The organism is Bacillus thuringiensis, assembly GCF_022095615.2.
In the GTDB taxonomy this organism is placed as follows: Bacteria; Bacillota; Bacilli; order Bacillales; family Bacillaceae_G; genus Bacillus_A; species Bacillus_A cereus_AG.
This window is the reverse complement of record NZ_CP155559.1, coordinates 5,143,385-5,164,822: the sequence shown is the minus strand read 5'-3', so window position 1 is coordinate 5,164,822 and position 21,438 is coordinate 5,143,385. Positions and strand designations below refer to the sequence as shown.

The following is a 21,438-nucleotide window of genomic DNA, read 5'->3' as shown; positions in this document are numbered from 1 at the left end:
GCTAATATGCAGAATGTGCTTTTTTCTATTGAAATAGTAAAATCCCAATAGAAAAAATAAACAGGAGAGGATACTTAGAAAATATAACTTCTAAAATACTACAATCATTCGGATAGTTGAAGTTCATTCTAATAACTATAAAACGCTACCTAAAAGTAGGTAGCGTTTTATAGTTATTAGGCTTCTTCTAAATCATCGATCAATTTCTCAGCTAAGCGTCTATACATATTACTCATCGACACAAATGATGTTAGTAATAAAAATTTCTCTAGGTTCTGATCTTCTAAGGAAGAAATCTCACTTACTTCTGAAATACGGTTATTTACGTCTTGTGTAAAGCTTTCGACGTTGTTTTCGGTAAGGGAAAGATAATCTTTATATAGCGTATTTAATTCGAATGAATCATCGCTTAATAAGGATTCATTTATATTTGCTAAGGAGCTTTTTATGTCGTTAATGGAAAGGGCCCCCTTTAATTGATAAATTAAGCTAATTAAAATCATATGCTCTTTTGAGTATTTTTTATTTTTGATTGGAATAAACAGTTTACCTTTTGCGTAATTGTTAATCATTGTTTTTGTTAATACTTTTTCATCATCGGTTCTTGTTGTATCTGCATAAGTATTTTCAAATAATTGGACAACCTGGTCTACATACAAGTCGACATTTGGAATATCCTCAAGCGTAATATTTTTTTCTAAATGTAATGTTTCAAGCAATTTATTTATATTTTCCACGTAGAACCCCTCACTTTTATAACTTAGTGGAGCATAATGTTTAGTTTATCTCTAAATATGGTATTACGAAACAAATGAATTGTAAATGTTGACCTCTAATAATAATGCGTATATAATTACATGTAGTTATTAAAACTACATGTAATTATATGAGGGGTGTATATATGAATGCTTATATAAGAGAACCGGTTAATGCTTTTACCCACTTGGGAGGAGCTGTATTATCATTTATTGCATTATTAGCTATGCTTGTAAAAGTTTCTATTAAGACGCCATCTTTTGCGGCAATTACAGCTGTTATTTTGTTTGGCATCGGAATGATGGTTCTGTATACAGCATCAGCTGTATATCATAGCGTTGTAGCCAGTGAACGTGTTATTTATTTCTTTCGGAAGCTTGATCACTCTATGATTTTTATATTGATTGCAGGTACATATGCACCATTTTGTTTAATTACATTACATTCCGCAAACGGTTTATTATTATTTTGTTTAGTTTATGCAACTGCCATTTGTGGTATTGTTTTTAAAATGTTTTGGTTTAGTTGCCCGAGATGGTTATCAACAGCAATTTATATTACAATGGGCTGGTTAATTGTTCTGTTCTTTGCACCGTTGGCTGCTAACTTAAGTGCAGGAGGTATCGTGCTTCTAGTGTTTGGAGGTATTCTTTATACAATTGGTGGATTTATTTATGGAACAAAGCCAAAATGGTTAGAGTTTAAGCATATGGGGCATCATGAAATTTTTCACGTGTTCGTGTTATTGGGAAGCCTTGCCCACTTTTTAAGTGTATATTGCTACGTAATTTAACCATATGAAATTTCCGAGTGATTTTTATTTTTCTTGATTAATAAATAAATATATAGACACATATGTATGTTGAAGAGTTACATAACGTAAAGGTTATGTGGCTCTTTTTTATATAAAAAATAATTTAAAAATTTTTAAAATTATCAGTCTTTTTTGTGGTAGGATAGATGTGTATTGAGGTTATAAAATTTTATAATTAATAATAAGTGGGGGACTCTATATATGGCGATACTTATAACGGGTGGAGCAGGGTATATTGGTAGTCATACGTGTATAGAATTATTAAATAATAATTATAAAATTATAGTCGTAGATAATCTTTCAAATAGTTCAATCGAGTCTTTAAACCGAGTAAAAGAAATAACAGGAAAACAATTTAAATTTTATAAAGAAAGTGTTTTAAATCGTGAAAAAATGAATGAGATTTTTTTGGAAAATAACATTGAAGCGGTTATACACTTTGCTGGATTTAAAGCAGTAGGGGAATCGACTGCAATTCCTATTACATATTATTATAATAATATAATAAGTGCGATTATACTATGTGATGTGATGCAGAAACATCATGTTAAAAAATTTATTTTTAGTTCATCTGCAACTGTATATGGAGTTCCAAAAACATCACCAATTACAGAGGAATTTCCGCTAAGTGTGACAAATCCGTATGGGCAAACAAAATTAATGATTGAGCAAATTATGCGTGATGTAGCAAAAGCTGATGATGAATGGAGTATTGCGTTACTTCGTTATTTCAATCCATTTGGAGCACATAAAAGTGGCCGTATTGGAGAAGATCCAAATGGGATTCCGAATAATTTAATGCCATATGTAACGCAGGTGGCGGTAGGTAAGTTAAATGAGTTAAATATATTCGGAAATGATTATCCAACAAAAGACGGGACAGGTGTCCGTGATTATATTCACGTTGTTGACCTTGCAAAAGGACATGTAAAGGCACTTAAAAAAGTACTTGAGACGAAAGGAATAGAGGCATATAATCTTGGCACAGGTAAAGGGTATAGTGTATTGGAGATGGTAAAGGCTTTTGAGAAGGTTTCGGGTAAAAAAATACCTTATAAAGTGATAGGGCGTCGTCCTGGTGATGTAGCAATCTGTTTCGCTGATGTATCTAAAGCGAAACGAGAATTAGGATGGGAAGCGGAATATGGGTTAGAAGAGATGTGTGTAGATTCTTGGAGATGGCAAGTAAATAATAAAAATGGCTATCAAATGATTTAGGGTAGTTAGTAAAGTATTCTTTTATAGGATACTTTATTTTTATTGTATGTATATAATGAATTCTGTTTTTTATGATGTTACCTGAGGTCAGTAATATGCTCATTTTAGGAAAGAGAAATGAATGAAATATTACTGACCATAGTATTTCAATAGAATCATCTCTATTGAATGTATTTATAAATTGTTGATAGGAAAAAGAGACCTTTAATGAATGCGAACAAGTTGTTTATGATATACTGTATTACCTTCTTGGCTTGTATAAGGCGGTACGCTTCGTCCGAAACAATTTGCAATAATATTGGAGTGAGTAGGATAAGAAATACGAATTTCATACAAATTAATAGCTTCATCTAAATTAGCATAAAATACTGCTAGGTTGTTGCCTTGTAAAAGGTAGGGGAATTCTACTACTGTATCTTCACCAATTAGTACAGGTAATTTTACAGGATTAGAATAGTTAGACCAATCCCACACTTCTATATTTACGTAGTGTGCGTAATATGCATCTAAATTTACAATGTTTATTACTGCTGAAACTGTTGCAGGCTCTCTTGTTAATACACCTGTTGAATGAATAACAGATTGATGTGGATAATGAAGAGGCATAAATATCAGACCTTTCTAATTTAATATGATTGTACAATATTCTATGCAGATCATTGATAGAATGAGATAGGGAAAATGCATTATTCTAGTAATTTTTTATAGAAATAAAAAATGAAATATTGAATAATATTCCAGTACTTGTATCATTGGTAAAGTGCGTTTATAATCAAATAATCCTATTAGCTTTCTGATTGCGTTACGCATTATTGAAAGCGTTTTTATTATGTGATACATTTCGATGGACATGATTACTGTATGACATGTATCGAAGGGATTTTTTTATCGTTTTTTAAGGTAGGAAGTCTGACTTATTTTCGAAAAAACTTTGTATGTAGTTGTAAGTAAGAAAGAGAATAAGGAATAGTATAATTTTTACAAGATGGGGAGGGACAGTGTGAAAATGTAAGGTTTTCACATGAGGATATATGGGTTACGTAGGATTATTACTTTCAGGTGCAGCTTTATTTTTAAATAGTCTTGTTATATTGGGAAAAATAGAGATGAAAAGCGCAGGTGTTTTTAATTTATTTGTAGGGGCATTACAAATTATTATACCGTTTTATTTAATTATGATTTCTGATCAAAGTAATTGGACGGTATATTCATATGCAGCTACTTTTTTATTTGGTTTAACTTATTTATATGTAGGCGTTACGTTTATTAAAGGAATGGATAGTAGTGGGCTAGGCTGGTTCTGTATGTGGGTAGCAATTATTGCTTTATTCTATATGGTCGTTTCATTTGTTCAATTCCATGATATTGTTAATGCGTTAACATGGTTTATGTGGGCATTACTTTGGTATTTATTCTTTGTGTTAAATGCGCAAAAAAAGAATATTAATCAATACCTTGGCAGAATTGCTTTTGTACAATCATGGGTAACATTGACATTGCCTTCACTCTTTTATTTTATGGGAGTATGGGGAGAGGGATTCGTATATGAACTATGGGTTTATGTATCCGTAATTTCCATTTTATACTTCTGTTATTGTATTTATAAATATCGAGTACGTTAATATATTTTCTGTAGAAAAGCATGGAATCGTTAAACTAATTCCATGCTTTTTATATATTAGCATTTATAATATAGAGGTAGTATTTTACAATTTATCAAAATGGGGATGATGAAGTTGAAAAAAGTATTGGTACTAGGGGGAACAAGATTTTTTGGTAAACATTTAGTAGAAGCTCTTTTGCAAGATGGACACGATGTAACGATCGCGACGAGAGGAATTACGGAAGATTCTTTTGGAAGTACGGTAAAAAGATTTATTGTAGATAGAGAAGACGAAAAACAACTAGCAGAGCGTCTAGAAGATAAAAGTTATGATATCGTATACGATAATTTATGCTATAGCTCGAATGCAGCGAAGATAATATGTGAAGTGTTACAAGGAAAAACAAAGAAGTATATTATGACATCTTCAATGGCTGTTTACGAGCCAGCGATAGGCTTGTTAGAAGAGAACTTTAATCCGTACGAGTATGCTATTACGTATGGAGATAGAAATGACTTCAATTATAGCGAAGGCAAGCGATTAGCCGAATCGGTTTTATTTCAACAAGCAACATTCCCAGTCGTTGCAGTGCGTTTTCCAGTTGTTATTGGAGAAAACGATTATACGAAAAGGTTACAATTTTACGTTGAACATATTGTGAGGCAAGAACCTGTCGCGGTGACTCATGTAGATGGAGAGTTGTCATTTATACATGAAGAAGCAGCAGGGGGATTTTTAGCCTGGTGCGGGACAGAAAGCATAGAAGGACCAATTAATGCTTGTAGCAACGGGATAGTTTCTACTGGAGAAATTATTCATTTCATAGAAGAAAATACGGGAATAAAAGCACTCGTTCAAGAAGTAGGAGATAATGTAGCGCCGTATAATGAAGTTATTAATTGTACATTACATAATGGAAAAGCTAGTGAATTAGGATACCGGTTCCGAGAGTTGAAAATAGAAATAGAACAAGTATTACGTTATTACATACATGCAATGGAATAATCATAAATCCCCCGGTGGCAATCCGGGGGATTCTGGAGGATTTCGACAATACTAATTTTACATTACCAAACTTACCTTATACGCACGACTAATGTTTTTGTGATTGAATTGCTTGCAAATACTTTTCATTTACCCGGTCCCAGTTCACTGTATGCCACCAGTTGGTAACAAATTCTGGACGCCGATTTTGATACTTTAAATAATAGGCATGTTCCCATACGTCGATGACGAGTAATGGAATTTTACCTTCTTGCAAAGGTGTATCTTGATTAGGTGTACTCATAACAGTAAGTTCTTCACCATCAAGGACAAGCCATCCATATCCACTTCCAAAACGACTAATAGCTGCTTTGGACAGCTGATTTTTTAAGTTGTCAAAGGTATTGAAATAATAATCAATTACTTTTGCAACGTCTCCATTAGGATCGCCGCCACCTCGCGGGCTCATTACTTCCCAAAAAAGACTATGACAATAATGTCCACCACCGTTATTTCTGATAGCTGTAACAATTTCTTTTGGTAAAGTGTCTAAATTACATAGTAATTCTTCTAAAGATTTATTATGTAATTCCGTATAGTTTTCTAAAGCGGCATTCAAATTATTTACGTATGTCGCATGGTGCTTCCCATGATGAATAGAAAGCGTGTTGCTATCGATATATGGCTCTAGTTCATCATAGTCATATGAAAGCTTTGGCAATTGAAATGAAGACATAACATTCCCTCCTTCCTTCTAAAAGTTGGTCTAGGTAAAAATACTTTACCTGAGTCAAAAATACACCTGTTTTTCATACAAGTCAATAGTAATCTCTTTAATTTTCTGAAAAATATTACAATAAAAGTAACACTTCGACTTTCATTTGTGACTCTTATTCTTTTTGCTTATACTGTAAAGTAGTAACGTTTTGTTGAAATAGAAGGAGATCGTTTATGAGTAAAACGAAACAATTAATAAAGGAAGCGAGTCATTTTATTACGATTTGCTATAAAGAGCTGAATAAAGAACAATTCATAGAAGAGCGCATGAAAGAAATTCAAGTTGAGATAGAGAAAACTGGTACGTATGAGCATACATTTGAAGAGCTTGTTCATGGATCTCGAATGGCATGGCGCAATAGTAATCGATGTATCGGAAGACTATTTTGGAGTAAGATGCACATATTAGATGCACGTGAAGTAAATGATGAGGAAGGTGTTTATAATGCATTAATTCATCATATTAAATATGCAACGAACGACGGAAAAGTTAAACCGACAATTACGATTTTTAAGCAATATCAAGGTGAAGAAAATAATATACGAATTTATAATCACCAATTGATTCGATATGCAGGATATAAAACAGAAATGGGAGTAATCGGTGACTCTCATGCCGCTGCATTTACGGATTTTTGTCAGGAACTTGGCTGGCAAGGAGAAGGTACGAATTTCGATGTATTACCACTTGTGTTTTCTATAGATAGAAATGCAACTGTATATAAAGATATTCCAAAAGAAGAAGTGAAAGAAGTACCAATTGAACATCCAGAATACCCGATTTCGTCGCTTGGAGTAAAATGGTATGGGGTTCCAATGATTTCAGATATGCGCTTAGAAATTGGAGGTATTTCCTATACGGCAGCTCCGTTCAATGGATGGTATATGGGAACGGAGATCGGGGCTCGTAACTTAGCGGATCATGATCGTTATAATTTACTTCCAGCTGTTGCGGAGATGATGGAGTTAGATACATCGAGAAACGGTACGTTATGGAAAGATAAGGCGTTAATTGAATTAAACGTAGCTGTTTTACATTCCTTCAAAAAACAAGGAGTTAGTATTGTAGATCACCATACAGCTGCACAACAATTTCAACAATTCGAGAAGCAAGAAGCAGCATGTGGACGGGTTGTAACAGGCAATTGGGTGTGGCTCATTCCACCGTTGTCACCAGCTACCACTCATATTTATCATAAACCGTATCCAAATGAAATTTTGAAGCCGAATTTCTTTCATAAATGATATTTAGTATAGTTTTTTATGCAAAATATAATTTTTTTTAATTACTGTTACGTAGCAAATGGAAGCCTTTACTCTCGGTTATTTTTGGAAGGAGCTTTTTGAACCAAGGAGTTCCTTATGTTATAATCAAATTTCTGTTTCGAAGACCTTATAGAAATATAAGGTCTTTTGTTTTGCTTTTTTATGTAATAGGAATAGAAATTTTCTTTTAAATAAGGGATTTAGCATATTTTTAGGGACAACATAAGTGTGTAGAAAATCGATGAATTGTTATGCTTATATAATCATTATGTTTTGGGTGTAAACGATAAAACATAATAAAGTTGTTTTTTTAGATTGCTGAGGAAGGAGGAAGTGTAAATGAGAATGAAGAGTCGAAAAACGGATTGGCCTGTATTTCTTATTAGTGGTGGCTCACTTTTATTATTTGTAATTGCAGTTATTTTAAATAAAAGTTACGTAGAGGGAGTCATTAATAGCAGTTTTGCAGCTTCAATTAAATATTTTGGTGCCTTTTGGCAGGTTTTATTAATTGGTACATTTATTGTGGCAATGTGTATGGCGTTTTCGAAATATGGGAGAGTTAAACTTGGGGGGCTAGAAAAACCTGAGATTAGTACGACAAAATGGCTCGCTATTATTATGTCTACATTACTTGCCGGAGGTGGCGTTTTTTGGGCAGCTGCAGAGCCGATGTACCATTTGATGACGGTGCCACCAATACATGAAGGTATAACTGCTGGAACGAAAGAAGCGGTAATGCCTGCTTTAGCACAAAGCTATATGCACTGGGGTTTCCTCGCTTGGACGATTTTAGGTACAATTAGTGCGGTAGTTATGATGTACGGACATTATCATAAAGGTATGCCGTTAAAACCTCGAACACTTTTATATCCTATTTTTGGAGAGAAATTGCGAAAGAGTTGGCTTGGAACAATGATCGATGTATTTGCTATTATTGCGGTAGCTGCAGGTACAATTGGTCCAATCGGATTTTTAGGACTACAAGCAAGTTATGGGTTACAAGCATTGTTTAACATTCCTGATGTGTTTACTACTCAATTAGCCATTATTGTTTGTGTAGTAGCTGTTTCTACTATATCTGCGGTAACGGGAATTGATAAAGGGATTCAAATTATAAGTAATTTAAATGTTAGGTTAGCAGTTTTATTAATGGTATTCGTATTACTGTTTGGACCAGGTGGGTTTATTATTGATTCATTTGTTTCTTCGTTTGGATTTTATATAAATGAATTTATTCCAATGAGCACATATCGTGGTGATACAGGTTGGTTAGGGTCGTGGACAATCTTTTTCTGGGGATGGTTTATTGGATATGGACCGATGATGGCAATTTTAGTGAGCCGTATTTCAAGAGGGAGAACAATCCGAGAAATCATTGTTGCAATTGGAATTATTGCACCTATTATTACAACGTTTTGGTTTACTATACTAGGGGGATCAGGTGTATTTTATGAGTTAATGAAGCCTGGTTCTATCTCGACCGCATTAAGTGAATCTGGTATGCCAGCGGCTATGATTGCAATTACAGAGCAACTGCCACTATCTAATATTATTGGACCTGCATTTCTTTTATTAACAATCTTATTTGTAGTGACAACAGGAGATTCAATGGCTTATTCGATTTCAATGGCAGTGACTGGAGATGGAGATCCTAGAATTAGCTTGCGAGTATTTTGGTCACTTATTATGGGAACAGTTGCAGCGATTCTTTTATACATGGGTGAGGGAAGTATTAATGCATTACAATCATTCATCGTAGTAACAGCTGTCCCGGTATCCATTCTGTTATTCCCAATGCTATGGCTAGCGCCTAAAGTTGCAGGGGAATTAGCCTTAAAACAAGGTATTGTAAAAGAAGAAGAGAAAACTTCCTTCTTGTTCCAAAAAGCTAGTAAATCAAAATAAATAATTGTAGTTATATAAAAAGAGGGAGCATTTCATTTGAGATGCTTCCTCTTTACTATTTATTTAACTACTTTTCTCGAAGGGGATCATATTCTGTACAGTTTCAATCTATTCTAATACTTTATCTTTCGTCTCTGGGACACATAGTAGCATTGTAACTAAACCGATTGGATAAATAATGAAGATGAGAGATAGTGCTCCCATTAAATTTCCACCTGCAGCAAGTAAGCCGATAATAACAGGCCCAAATCCAGCTAAACCGCGTCCTGTTCCGAAAATAAAGTTCTCTGCTGTCGAGCGAGCTTCAGCAGGATAGTTTTCAGCTAAAACTGCTCCGAATCCTCCCATCATGCCATTGGCAAAGAATCCAAGCAATGCACTTCCCCATAACAATGATGTTGAGTCTGTGAATAAGAAGAAGTAAATGAGACAGTATATAGTACCACCGACATAATAGATTGTAAAAGTTTTACGGCGACCAATTTTATCGGCTAGAATACCAAAAGTCGCAATTCCAATTAGCATGCCGATCGTAGAGATGAACATCCAACCGCTCGCTTTTGCTAAAGTGTAGTTATATTTATTTGCTAAAATAGTTGGCATCCATGTGAAAATTCCATAATATCCGAAGTTCTGGATGAATGACATAATAATAAGACCAATTGTTGTTATCGTTACTTTTTTATTGGCAAATAACTTTCGAAGTGGGAACTTTTTCATTTGCTTTAGTTGTTCTGCCTCAGTAGTTGTTAAATTGCCTTCAGCTTCTTTTTGTAACAATTCTTTTTTGTATCGTTGTTTTTGTTCCCATATTTTCGGTTCACTTAAACTTTTGCGAACATAGACAGCTAGTAAAGCGGGAATGAGTCCAAATAAGAAAACAGCTCTCCATCCGAAATGCGGGACGATAAATGCTGGAAGGAGTGAAGCGACTAGTACGCCAAATTGCCATCCAAGTGCAACAACGGATGTCGCCTTAGCACGCATTTCTTTAGACCATGTTTCAGTTACGATGGCCATCCCAATCCCGAATTCACCACCAACTCCCATTCCAACTAAAAAGCGAAGAATTAATAATTGCCAATAATCTGTTGCGAAATAAATAAGTGCTGTTGCTAGTGAGAATAGTAAGATTGTAAAGGCCATCGTACGGATACGCCCAAATAAATCAGCAATAAATCCAAATAAATAAGACCCGATCAGCATTCCTATTGTGGTAGCTAATGTTAAGTTTCCACCTTCAACAGGGCTTAAATGAAATTCTTTTAAAATGTAGACGAGTACGAAAGATAAGAGCAACATATCTAAACCTTCTGCTGCATATCCTAGCGCAGAGCCAAATAATGTTTTATATCTTTTCTCTTTCGTCTCCTCTGTTGTTGATTGTACATCGGTAGTGACGTTCATCATTACTCCTCCTTATTTTCTTCTACAGTCGCTATGGAAGAATAACAAAAGGCCTTCTCACCTGATATGATGAGAAGGCCAAAAAAGCATACGTATCCCTAAAAAAGACCATACGTATAGTATATTCCGACTTCCTTCTCAACCTCACGGGGTTGGGTTAAAGGACTGTATTATATTACCTTATTTTTAGCACTCTTCTATTAGATTGTCAAATAAAGAGTGTATTGTTATGTGTAAAATATTTCAAAAGATACTTCATTCTCCTTGACGCCCACTTCATTATTTTCCCATAATAAAACTAACTCATATAAAAAGGAATGAATCACAGATGCTAAATTTAGTACTTATGATGATTGAACGTGTCGGACTTATTGTTATTTTAGGGTTTTTACTTTCTCATATTAAAACGTTCAGGCGCCTTCTTCATAGACAAGATGGGTATGTAGATAAGCTTAAGCTTATTTGTATTTTTTCAGTGTTTACAATTGTAAGTAATTACACGGGAATTGAAATTGCAGGGAATACAATTATGAATGAAAATTGGCTACAAGGTGTTTCATCATCGAGTACAATTGCGAATACACGTATTATGGGTGTTGGGATTAGTGGATTGCTTGGTGGTCCTATCGTCGGAATTGGAGTAGGATCGATTGCTGGTATTCACCGTTATATGCTTGGCGGGACGACAGCGCTAAGTTGTGCAATTTCGTCAATTTTAGCAGGTGTTATAACGGGGTATATTGGATACATTTTTAAAAAATATAATCGTACAATTACGCCTAAGTTTTCGGCGGTTTTAAGCGTGTTTATCGTTTCTTTAGAAATGATTATGATCCTATTAATCGTAGAGGATGGAATTAGTATCGTGAAAACAATTGCGATACCAATGATCCTTGTAAATAGTTTCGGAAGTTTTATTTTACTTTCTATGATACAAGCTATTTTGCGCCAGGAAGAGAATGCGAAAGCTTTGCAAACACATAAGGTATTACGAATTGCTGATAAGACATTACCATATTTTCGCCAAGGATTAACAGAAGAGTCTTGTAAACATGTGGCACAAATTATTCACCGCTTTACGGGAACGGATGCGGTATCCTTAACAGATACAGAGAAAATATTAGCTCACGTTGGATTAGCATCAGATCATCATATTCCTTCTCACAGTTTAATAACAGGTTTATCGAAAGAGGTTTTACATACAGGGAAAATAATGAAAGCGAAATCACGTGAGGTTATTAATTGCCAACATGAAGGCTGTCCTCTGCAAGCAGCTATTGTTATTCCATTAACGTCACATGAAAATACGATAGGGACATTAAAACTGTATTTCAAGAACCCTAACCAGTTAAGTCGTGTTGAAGAGGAGCTAGCAGAAGGGTTAGCAAAAATATTTTCCACGCAGCTTGAATTAGGTGAAGCTGAGTTGCAAAGCAAATTATTACAAGATGCAGAGATAAAGGCATTACAAGCACAAATTAACCCGCACTTTTTATTTAATGCGATTAATACAGTATCAGCTTTATGCCGAACAGATGTAGAAAAAGCAAGGAAGTTATTATTACAGCTTAGCGTGTATTTTCGTTGTAATTTACAAGGGGCACGTCAGTTATTGATTCCGCTAGAACAAGAATTAAACCATGTACATGCATATTTATCATTGGAACAAGCACGGTTCCCAAATAAGTATGAAGTGAAGATGTACATTGAGGAAGAGTTAAAGACGACTTTAGTTCCACCATTTGTACTGCAGCTATTAGTTGAAAATGCATTGCGCCATGCTTTTCCGAAAAAGCAGCCAGTGTGCGAAGTTGAGGTACATGTGTTTGAAAAGGAGGGGATGGTGCATTTTGAAGTCCAAGATAATGGACAAGGGATTGAGAGTGAACGTCTCGGACAATTAGGAAAAATGGTAGTTCCATCACAGAAAGGGACTGGAACGGCTTTATATAATATTAATGAACGACTTATCGGGTTATTTGGGAAAGAGACAATGCTTCAAATTGAAAGTGAATTAGAGCAAGGGACAAAGATCCTCTTTGTAATTCCGAAAAAAGTAGGGGAGGAAAAACGGAGTGTTAAAAGTATTAGTAGTTGATGATGAAATGTTAGCGCGTGATGAATTGAAATATTTATTAGAGCAAACGAAAGAAGTAGAGATAATTGGTGAGGCGGATTGTGTAGAGGATGCATTAGAGGAATTAATGAGAAACAAGCCAGATATTGTGTTCCTAGACATTCAATTATCTGATGATAACGGATTTGAAATCGCAAATATATTAAAGAAGATGAAAAATCCCCCTGCAATTGTCTTTGCTACTGCCTATGATCAATATGCATTGCAAGCATTTGAAGTAGATGCGTTAGACTACATTTTAAAGCCATTTGATGAAGAACGTATCGTACAGACATTAAAGAAATATAAAAAGCAAAAACAAATAAAATTAGAAACAAAACAAGAAGTAAAGAGTATAGACGTAACGACCGAGATGCATAAATTAGCATTACCAATTGAAGAATCGATTGTACTTGTGAATATTGAAGATATTATATATGTAGGACTTGTAGACGGAAAGGTGACAGTAAAAACGACGAGAGAAACATATGTAACACACGATACACTTGTCATTTTGGAAAAAAAGTTGCCGCAAGCAAGTTTTATGCGTGTCCATCGTAGTTTTATTGCAAATATTAATCATATTACAGAAATACAACCATGGTTCAATTCTACATATAATTTAATTATGAAAGAAGGATCAAAAGTACCTGTTAGCCGTACATATGCAAAAGAACTCAAAAAGCTACTTCGTATTTAAGAAGTAGCTTTTTGTATTTCATCTGCCTATTTCTGTAACTAATTTTGTATATTTGACGTTCTGTTATGTAAACGCTTACAGTTTTGTTTGTATCTTATACAATTAAGGTACCAAATCGAAAGAGGTGGCCAAAATGAGTACGAAAAAAGTATATAGTTTCTTATCACAAGCATTCATATTTTCAGCTATTATGTTAGTTTCTAATATTATTGCAACACATTTACCAATTCCGATGCCTTCATCAGTGATCGGATTAGTTATTCTATTTAGCTTATTATGTTTAAAAGTTATTAAATTGGAACAAGTTGAATCACTCGGAACAGCTTTAACAGGTATTATCGGATTCCTTTTCGTTCCATCAGGTATTTCGGTTATTAATTCTCTCGGTGTAATGGGACAATATTTTGTACAAATTTTAACTGTAATTGTTGTTGCAACAATTATTTTACTCGCTGTAACAGGGTTATTTGCACAATTCATTTTAGGAAAAGATGACAAAGAAATAGAAGATACGAAAGAATTGAAAGTAGTAAATAAAGGACGCAAGCACGGAAAAGTTGCGTAACCAATTCAGTATATATTGTTAGGAGGGAATGAACATGGCAAGCACAATGACTCCATATTTCGGAATCGTAGTTTCATTAATTGCATACGGAATCGGAACATTATTATTTAAGCATTCAAAAGGATTCTTCTTATTCACACCATTATTCGTAGCTATGGTATTAGGGATTGTCTTTCTAAAAGTAGGTAACTTTACTTTTGAAGAATATAATACTGGCGGAAAAATGATTAGTTTCTTCTTAGAACCAGCAACAATCGCGTTTGCAATTCCATTATATAAACAAGTGGACAAGTTAAAAAAATATTGGTGGCAAATTTTATCGGCTATTGTGGTTGGATCTATTTGCTCAGTAATTGTCGTGTTCATTGTTGCAAAAGCAATTGGTCTAGATACAGCGGTAATGAATTCAATGTTACCACAAGCAGCAACAACAGCAATTGCGTTACCGATCTCTGAAAGTATTGGTGGTATACCAGCAATTACATCGTTTGCAGTTATTTTTAACGCGGTTATTGTATACGCATTAGGAGCATTATTCTTAAAAACATTTAGAGTAAAGCATCCAATTGCAAAAGGTTTAGCACTTGGAACAGCGGGTCACGCATTAGGAGTGGCAGTAGGAATTGAAATGGGTGAAGTAGAGGCAGCTATGGCAAGTATTGCTGTAACAGTAGTGGGGGTTGTAACTGTAGTTGTCATACCGATGTTTATGCCATTCATTGGCTAGTAAAACTTACTTAAAAAATGAGAAAAGCAAGCTATTTGTAGGACAGATTTCTACTGATAGCTTGCTTTTTATGTTACAGTAGTGGTAAGACCTATTTTAATAAAATGTAAGTTTCCTTAAATCTTCATTAATACTGTGTAGAATACGTTTTGAATTAGGTCATTGTATTGTAAAATAAGAAGTAAGCTACTATAGGATCTGCTAAGGGAGATCTATAATAAGCTTGTAAAAATCTTTATATGAATAAATAATTAAAGGTAGAGAAGAGAGAAAAAATCTACTTATTAACGTTTTACTTTATAGGACAGGAGAGAGTACTCGTCGATTATGCAAATAAAAAACCTGTTTCAAAGCAAAGGATTTCAGAGGTTTCTCGTATTAGTAATACTTGCTCTCGTGTTATACGGGCTGCAAAGTATGTTGAATTTAATTTTAATTACGTTTATTCTCACGTATTTAATGGATCGATTCCAAAAGTTTATTTCCCGCAAATTAGATCATTTCATGCCCATTAACCGAAAAATTATTATAGCATTTCTATATGTAATGTTAATTGGTGGAATTGCTATTACGCTATTTAAATATTTACCAGTATTAACGATACAAATTTCACAATTGATTTATCAATTTAACGTATTTTTAAGAAACCCACCGGATAGTGAATTAATTAAGTATGCAGTTAATGCTGTTAATCATATGGAACTTTCGAAATATGTAGGACAAGGCGTTGACATTTTGTATAAATCGATTACGAATGTTGGGAAATTTGGCCTTCAAGTGTTACTTTCTTTAATTTTAAGTTTATTTTTCTTATTGGAGAAAGCTCGTATTGTTGCTTTTACTGCAAAGTTTAAAGAAAGCCGACTTGCAATTTTCTATACTGAAATTGAGTACTTCGGTAAGAAATTTGCACGTTCATTCGGAAAAGTAATCGAAGCACAATTTTTAATTGCAGTTGTTAACTGTGTTTTATCCGTTATTGCACTATGGATATTAGGATTTCCGCAATTATTAGGTTTAGCGTTAATGATCTTCTTGCTCGGTTTAATTCCAGTAGCTGGGGTTATCATTTCGTTATTCCCGCTTTGTATGATTGCTTACAATATCGGCGGTATTATGTACGTTGTTTATATTTTAATTATCGTAACAGTAATTCATGCACTTGAAAGTTACGTGCTAAATCCGAAGTTTATGTCGCAAAAAACAAATTTACCGATTTTCTATACATTTATGGTATTAATCTTCTCAGAACACTTCTTAGGTGTATGGGGACTAATTATCGGTATTCCAATCTTCATTTTCTTATTAGATGTTTTAGATGTAACAAGTGATGAAATGGAGCAGGACTTGGAAAAAAACAAGGTGAAGTAAAGAAAAAGCATCGATGTTCGATGCTTTTTCTTTTATAACATGATGTTTTTTATGCCATACTGTAAGCAGAAGATAGAATAGGGGTGAAATAATGGCTGTAAATGAAAAGGTAGAGTTAGCTACATTTGCTGGAGGATGCTTCTGGTGTATGGTTTCGCCATTTGAAGAGATGGAAGGGATTATAAAGGTTGTTTCTGGCTATACAGGTGGTCATAAAGAGAATCCAACGTATAAAGAAGTATGTTCAGAAACGACGGGACACTATGAGGTAGTACAAATTACATTTGACGCAAATAAAATGCCGTATGAAGAGTTATTAAATATATATTGGAGACAAATTGATCCGACTGATATAGGTGGACAATTCCACGATCGCGGACAGTCTTACGAAACGGTGATTTTTTATCATAATGAAGAACAACATAAAAAAGCAGAGGCTTCAAAAGAAGAGCTTGCAAAGAGTGGACGCTTTTCAAAGCCGATTGCGACTCAAATATTATCAGCTACTACGTTTTATCCGGCTGAGGAATATCACCAAGGATATCATAAGAAAAACACATTTCGTTACGAGTTATACCGTAAGGGTTCAGGGCGAGATGCGTTTATTAAACAACATTGGCCAAAAGATAATGCTCATTTAAAAGAAGAACTCAATGAGATGCAGTTTTATGTAACACAGGAAAATGGTACAGAACCACCATTTCGAAATGAGTATTGGAATCATAAAGAAGAAGGTCTTTATGTAGACATCGTTTCAGGTGAGCCTTTGTTTACTTCTATAGATAAATTTGATAGCGGGTGTGGATGGCCTAGTTTTATGAAGCCAGTTATGTCAGCAAGTGTGAAAGAAAAAATGGATGTGAGTCATAATATGACGCGTACAGAAGTGAGAAGTAAGGAAGGAGACTCACATCTGGGGCACGTATTTCCAGACGGTCCAGGACCAGATGGTCTTCGTTACTGTATTAATTCCGCAGCTCTTCGATTTATTCCAAAAGAGGAATTAGAAAAAGAAGGTTATGGTGATTTTCTAATCTTGTTTGGAAATAAAAAATAACCTCGCAGTTAGCGAGGTTATTTTTTTGTTATTTTGCTTTTTTCTTTTTGAACTTGCTTAATACTTCATAAACGATTGGAACAATAAGAAGTGTTAATAACGTTGAACTTGTTAATCCACCAATTACTGTTACACCAAGGCCTTTAGAAATTAAGCCGCTACCTTCAAATCCTAATGCAAGCGGGATAAGAGCCCCGATTGTTGCAATTGCAGTCATTAAAATAGGGCGAAGGCGTGTAGCACCAGCCTCTAATAAAGCTTCACGTGTTGATAGACCTTCATTTTCTTTATGAATAACGCGGTCGATAAGCACGATTGCGTTTGTTACAACAATACCGATTAACATAAGCGCACCAATCATTGCAGATACACTTAACGTTTCACCAGAGATTAATAAGGCAACAAGAGCTCCGATAATTGTAAATGGTAGCGAGAATAAAATTGCGAATGGTGCAAGAGCACCGCCAAATGTAACGACAAGAACGAAGTATACAATGGCAATCGCAGCTAACATCGCTAAGCCAAGTTGCTTGAATGATTCTTCAATATCTTTTGTAACGCCGCCCATAGAAACATCTACGCCCGAAGGAAGAGCCATTTTATCTACTTCTTTTTGAACAGCGGCAGATGCTTTTGAAACGTCATCAGATATTAGTTTTGCGCTTACTTCCGCATAAACGCGGCCATCGCGGTGTTTCACTGTATTAGAAGTTTCACCTTCTTTTACAGTCATAACATCTTTCACAGCCACTTCAGTACCAAGTGGTGTTGTAATTTTTCGATTTGTTAAGTCATCGATTGTTTCATAATTTTGTTTTTCAGCTTCTACATATACATTGACATCTTTACCGTCTTTTTTAATTGTTGTCAGAACAGGGCGATCATGTTGATTAGAGAGTCCCATTCCAATTTGTGCAGCCGTTAGACCCATTTTACTTAGTTTTTCTTGATCTGCGACTAAAGTATACTCTGCGTACGTTTTTGCAATACTGGAGTCTATATCTTTTAAGTCTTTATTTTTTTTCATGATAGTTTGAATATCTTTTACGACAGGCTTAATGTCTTCCGAGCTATCTCCGTAAACGTATAGTTTAATTTCATTACTACCGCCACTTGCTCCGAAATCTTGGTTTTTCCATTCGCCTTTTCCAGACATCTTCTGTAAATCTTTAACGACTTGTTCTTTCTCTTTTTCGAAGTTTTTCGTGTCGTTATCATATTGCACGAAGAACATTGCCTGGTTGGATTGACCAGGACTCATTGGGTTTTCGCCACCTAATGAGAATTGAATTGTTTTGACGTCTTTATTATCTTGGAAGTGCTTCTCAGCTTTCGTTGCAATTTTTTCAACGTCTTCTAACGTTTGCCCTGGTTCAGGGTTGTATGTTGTAATGATCATCTTTTCTTCTTCAGATGGTAAGAAACTTACACCGATAATTGGCACTAGTGCAAGACTACCAACTAATAGAAGGACAGCGATACTTGATGTAATAATTTTGTGATTTAAAGCCCATGCAAGTATGCGTTTATACCCGTTTGCTAATTTACTTGGTTTTTCTTCATGATGTACTTCTTTTTCCCTCATGCTCTCTTTCTTAAATAAAGAGTGAGCTAGCATTGGTACGATTGTAACTGCTACTAGTAATGATGCTAATAAAGCGAAGACAATAGTTAAGGCAAATGGTAAGAACATTTCACCAATCATACCTTTTACTAGCCCAAGCGGTAAGAATACAGCAATGGTTACGATAGTAGAAGACATAATTGGGACAAACATTTCCTTCGTAGCTTCACGAATTAAATCTTTTCCGCGCAGTTTCTCTTCTGATAACGACATACGTCGGTAAATATTTTCAATAACAACAATGGAGTCATCAACAACACGCCCGATAGCGACTGTCATCGCTCCAAGTGTCATAATGTTAAGCGTAATATCCATTTGCTTTATGACTAATACAGCAATTAATAAAGAAAGTGGTATAGAAACGACAGAGATTAATGTTGTTCGGATATTTCGTAGGAACAACATAATAATAACAATCGCAAAGATAGCCCCGAAAATGGCTTTGCTCAGCATTGTTTCTACTGATTTCTCAATAGGTGCACCTTGGTCGAATGTTGAGATGATTTCTAAGTCTTTATATTTTTTCTCAAGGTCTTTTACTTTATCTTTCACTGCATTTACAACATCAACCGTATTTGCATCAGCGGCCTTCACAATTTGAATTCCAATTGCTTCTTTTCCATTCGTTCGAGAAATAGATTCTGCTTTCCCAACTTCTTTAATGTCAGCAATTTCGTCTAATGTAACGGTTGGAATTCCATTCATAGCGGCTGGATTCATTTGCGGCGTTTGTGCACTAGCTCCAGCATTTTGACTACCTTGAGCGCTAGGGGCTGAAGGTACAGCTGGGATTTTTAGCTCTTTTAATGCTTTAATTGTTGTAATATTTCCATCTACAATAACTGATTTTTCCGTGTCTTTAAATGTATATAAGCCAAGTGGTAAAGATACATCCGATCCTTTAATCACATTTTTTACAGTATCTTCACTTAAACCTAATTCTTTCATCTTATCTTTTTTGAAGACAAGTTGTACTTCATCTACTTGTTGACCTGAAATTTGAACAGATGCGACTCCATCAAGTCCTTTTAAACCTGGAACAACATTCTTTTCTACATTCTCAGTTAAGGTAGCTAAAGATTCATTTTTACTTGCTACGCTTAACGAAATCACTGGAAAGGCATTGAAGTTTACACGTGAAACCTTAGGGTCCTTTACGCCTTCTGGCATCTTCACGTTTGCGAGAGCTTCTTTAATTTCTGTTTCAGCTTTTTCCATGTTTTTATCAAAATCATATTCTACCTGAATAGAAGATGCGTTTTGAAAAGATGATGAGCTAACAACATTTACACCACTTAAATTTTGTAGTTGCTCTTCCATCGGTTTTGAAACTTTGTCAGCTACTTCTTCTGGTGTAGCACCAGGATAAACCGTAGTTACTGTTACAACCGGTGTTGTAATATCAGGAATTGTTTCCAGCTTCATATTCAGCCCAGAATAAATACCTGCAATGGTAACAATAATGGTTAGTAGCCAAACTGCGAACTTATTTTTTAACGAGAAATTAATGATTTTGTTCATGTTTGCGCTCCCTTTGTATTGTATTGACCAACTGGTCAGTCTAATACATAATATAACTGACTGATTGGTCAGCCGTCAATGAAAAGGGATGGTATAATAAATTCATAATAAGATGCGAGATTAAATTTAGGAGAGACATGATATGAAAGAAAAAGAGCGTTTAATTATAGAGATGGCTATGAAGTTATTTGCGACTAAGGGTGTAAATGCGACATCAGTACAGGAAATTGTGACAGCTTGTGGCATATCTAAGGGAGCTTTCTATTTATACTTTAAATCGAAAGATGAGCTTTTATTAGCAACACTTCGATATTACTATGACAAGATTCAAAAAAAAATGATGGATATTGAAAAAGAATCATTATTACCACGTGAAAAATTTGCAAAACAATTGCATTGCCAGTTTAACGATATACAAAAGCATAAAGAATTTATTATTATGCATGCGAGGGAAAATGCTATACCTTTTAATAAAGAAGTAGAAGAGTTTATGATGAGGATGAAGTTAGAGTCTCACGCATTTTATCGGAATAGTTTATTGTCTATTTATGGTGAAAAGGTTATGCCTTATTTATTAGATTTAGTCATTATGGTAGAAGGCATATGCCGTGGATATTTAGAGTTAATTATTTTACAAGCGTCAGAAATTGACTTATCTTATGTTTCTGCTTTTATTTTGAAAAGAGTAGATGATTTAGTAGATGGATTGGTAGGATCTTCGGAAGAACCTGTGTTACATGAAGAAAAGCTTGGAGAATTTCTTTGCAAATCAGAGCTTATTAAGGAGCAGGTTAAGGAACACTTTTTAAAAGAAATTATCGTTTTTAAACGTACATTAGCTGATCAATTAGAAGATGAGGAATTACTTGTGACATTAGATGTTTTGGAGGCAGAAATGAGATTGCAAAATCCAAGAATTCCGGTCATTCAAGGGATGTTATCTAATTTAGAGGTATATCCAAATTTAAAAGAATTTCGTTTGAGGCTTATGGGGTATTACAATATAAAAAGGTAACAATGATA

The 21,438-nt window shown here is 34.7% G+C and carries 18 protein-coding genes; 13 read left to right on the top strand and 5 right to left on the bottom strand.

Annotated features, from left to right (window positions below; genetic code table 11):
* Positions 1-176: 176 nt before the first annotated feature.
* On the bottom strand, positions 177-737 hold the full coding sequence (locus KZZ19_RS26715) for a DUF1836 domain-containing protein (RefSeq protein WP_237982819.1): 561 nt from the start codon (positions 735-737) through the stop codon (positions 177-179).
* 164 nt (positions 738-901) lie between these two features.
* Here KZZ19_RS26715 and trhA point away from each other — a divergent pair, with 164 nt between their 5' ends.
* Entirely contained in the window at positions 902-1,549 is a 648-nt protein-coding gene (gene trhA, locus KZZ19_RS26710; RefSeq protein ID WP_088098593.1) for a PAQR family membrane homeostasis protein TrhA, read from the top strand.
* A gap of 222 nt (positions 1,550-1,771) precedes the next feature.
* A complete protein-coding gene (gene galE, locus KZZ19_RS26705) occupies positions 1,772-2,788 on the top strand; it encodes a UDP-glucose 4-epimerase GalE (protein WP_237982820.1) in 1,017 nt (338 codons plus the stop codon).
* A 204-nt stretch (positions 2,789-2,992) separates the two neighbouring features.
* On the opposite strand, the gene KZZ19_RS26700 is transcribed toward galE, so the two are convergent.
* Entirely contained in the window at positions 2,993-3,394 is a 402-nt protein-coding gene (locus tag KZZ19_RS26700) for a hypothetical protein (protein WP_088098591.1), read from the bottom strand.
* A gap of 425 nt (positions 3,395-3,819) precedes the next feature.
* Here KZZ19_RS26700 and KZZ19_RS26695 point away from each other — a divergent pair, with 425 nt between their 5' ends.
* Both KZZ19_RS26695 and KZZ19_RS26690 read left to right on the top strand, forming a co-directional pair.
* Positions 3,820-4,410: an AmiS/UreI family transporter gene (locus KZZ19_RS26695; RefSeq protein ID WP_237982821.1), complete on the top strand. Its 591-nt coding sequence runs from the start codon at positions 3,820-3,822 to the stop codon at positions 4,408-4,410.
* Positions 4,411-4,515: 105 nt separating this feature from the next.
* On the top strand, positions 4,516-5,397 hold the full coding sequence (locus KZZ19_RS26690) for an NAD-dependent epimerase/dehydratase family protein (protein WP_237982822.1): 882 nt from the start codon (positions 4,516-4,518) through the stop codon (positions 5,395-5,397).
* An 88-nt stretch (positions 5,398-5,485) separates the two neighbouring features.
* Here KZZ19_RS26690 and sodA read toward each other — a convergent pair whose 3' ends face one another.
* The gene (gene sodA, locus KZZ19_RS26685; RefSeq protein ID WP_088098589.1) at positions 5,486-6,112 is read right to left on the bottom strand and encodes a superoxide dismutase [Mn]; all 627 of its coding nucleotides are present in this window, start codon (positions 6,110-6,112) and stop codon (positions 5,486-5,488) included.
* 215 nt (positions 6,113-6,327) lie between these two features.
* On the opposite strand from sodA, the gene KZZ19_RS26680 reads away from it, so the two are divergent.
* Together KZZ19_RS26680 and KZZ19_RS26675 are read left to right on the top strand one after the other, a co-directional pair.
* Positions 6,328-7,398 (top strand): nitric oxide synthase oxygenase, encoded by a 1,071-nt coding sequence (locus tag KZZ19_RS26680; RefSeq protein ID WP_237982823.1) that lies wholly within the window; start codon positions 6,328-6,330, stop codon positions 7,396-7,398.
* 360 nt (positions 7,399-7,758) lie between these two features.
* Complete coding sequence (locus KZZ19_RS26675; protein ID WP_237982824.1) at positions 7,759-9,327, top strand: BCCT family transporter; 1,569 nt, start codon at positions 7,759-7,761, stop codon at positions 9,325-9,327.
* Positions 9,328-9,435: 108 nt separating this feature from the next.
* On the opposite strand, the gene KZZ19_RS26670 is transcribed toward KZZ19_RS26675, so the two are convergent.
* A complete protein-coding gene (locus tag KZZ19_RS26670; RefSeq protein WP_088098586.1) occupies positions 9,436-10,734 on the bottom strand; it encodes an MFS transporter in 1,299 nt (432 codons plus the stop codon).
* A 328-nt stretch (positions 10,735-11,062) separates the two neighbouring features.
* Here KZZ19_RS26670 and lytS point away from each other — a divergent pair, with 328 nt between their 5' ends.
* The 6 genes from lytS (at position 11,063) to msrB (ending at position 17,270) form a co-directional block, all read left to right on the top strand.
* Positions 11,063-12,832, top strand: a complete 1,770-nt coding sequence (gene lytS, locus KZZ19_RS26665; RefSeq protein ID WP_237981159.1) for a two-component system sensor histidine kinase LytS — start codon at positions 11,063-11,065, stop codon at positions 12,830-12,832.
* On the top strand, positions 12,810-13,550 hold the full coding sequence (locus KZZ19_RS26660; RefSeq protein ID WP_088098581.1) for a LytR/AlgR family response regulator transcription factor: 741 nt from the start codon (positions 12,810-12,812) through the stop codon (positions 13,548-13,550). Before lytS ends, KZZ19_RS26660 begins: the two co-directional genes overlap by 23 nt.
* A 133-nt stretch (positions 13,551-13,683) precedes the next feature.
* Positions 13,684-14,115 carry an antiholin-like murein hydrolase modulator LrgA gene (gene lrgA / locus KZZ19_RS26655; protein ID WP_000104908.1) on the top strand — a complete coding sequence of 144 codons (432 nt, stop codon included), beginning with the start codon at positions 13,684-13,686 and terminating at the stop codon, positions 14,113-14,115.
* Positions 14,116-14,149: 34 nt separating this feature from the next.
* Positions 14,150-14,842 (top strand): antiholin-like protein LrgB, encoded by a 693-nt coding sequence (lrgB, locus tag KZZ19_RS26650; RefSeq protein ID WP_000168869.1) that lies wholly within the window; start codon positions 14,150-14,152, stop codon positions 14,840-14,842.
* Between the two features lie 327 nt (positions 14,843-15,169).
* Complete coding sequence (locus KZZ19_RS26645; protein WP_088098580.1) at positions 15,170-16,213, top strand: AI-2E family transporter; 1,044 nt, start codon at positions 15,170-15,172, stop codon at positions 16,211-16,213.
* A 91-nt stretch (positions 16,214-16,304) separates the two neighbouring features.
* Positions 16,305-17,270, top strand: a complete 966-nt coding sequence (gene msrB / locus KZZ19_RS26640) for a peptide-methionine (R)-S-oxide reductase MsrB (RefSeq protein ID WP_098342275.1) — start codon at positions 16,305-16,307, stop codon at positions 17,268-17,270.
* A gap of 28 nt (positions 17,271-17,298) precedes the next feature.
* On the opposite strand, the gene KZZ19_RS26635 is transcribed toward msrB, so the two are convergent.
* The gene (locus KZZ19_RS26635; protein WP_237981160.1) at positions 17,299-20,415 is read right to left on the bottom strand and encodes an efflux RND transporter permease subunit; all 3,117 of its coding nucleotides are present in this window, start codon (positions 20,413-20,415) and stop codon (positions 17,299-17,301) included.
* 142 nt (positions 20,416-20,557) lie between these two features.
* On the opposite strand from KZZ19_RS26635, the gene KZZ19_RS26630 reads away from it, so the two are divergent.
* The gene (locus tag KZZ19_RS26630; RefSeq protein ID WP_088098577.1) at positions 20,558-21,430 is read left to right on the top strand and encodes a TetR/AcrR family transcriptional regulator; all 873 of its coding nucleotides are present in this window, start codon (positions 20,558-20,560) and stop codon (positions 21,428-21,430) included.
* Positions 21,431-21,438: the final 8 nt, after the last annotated feature.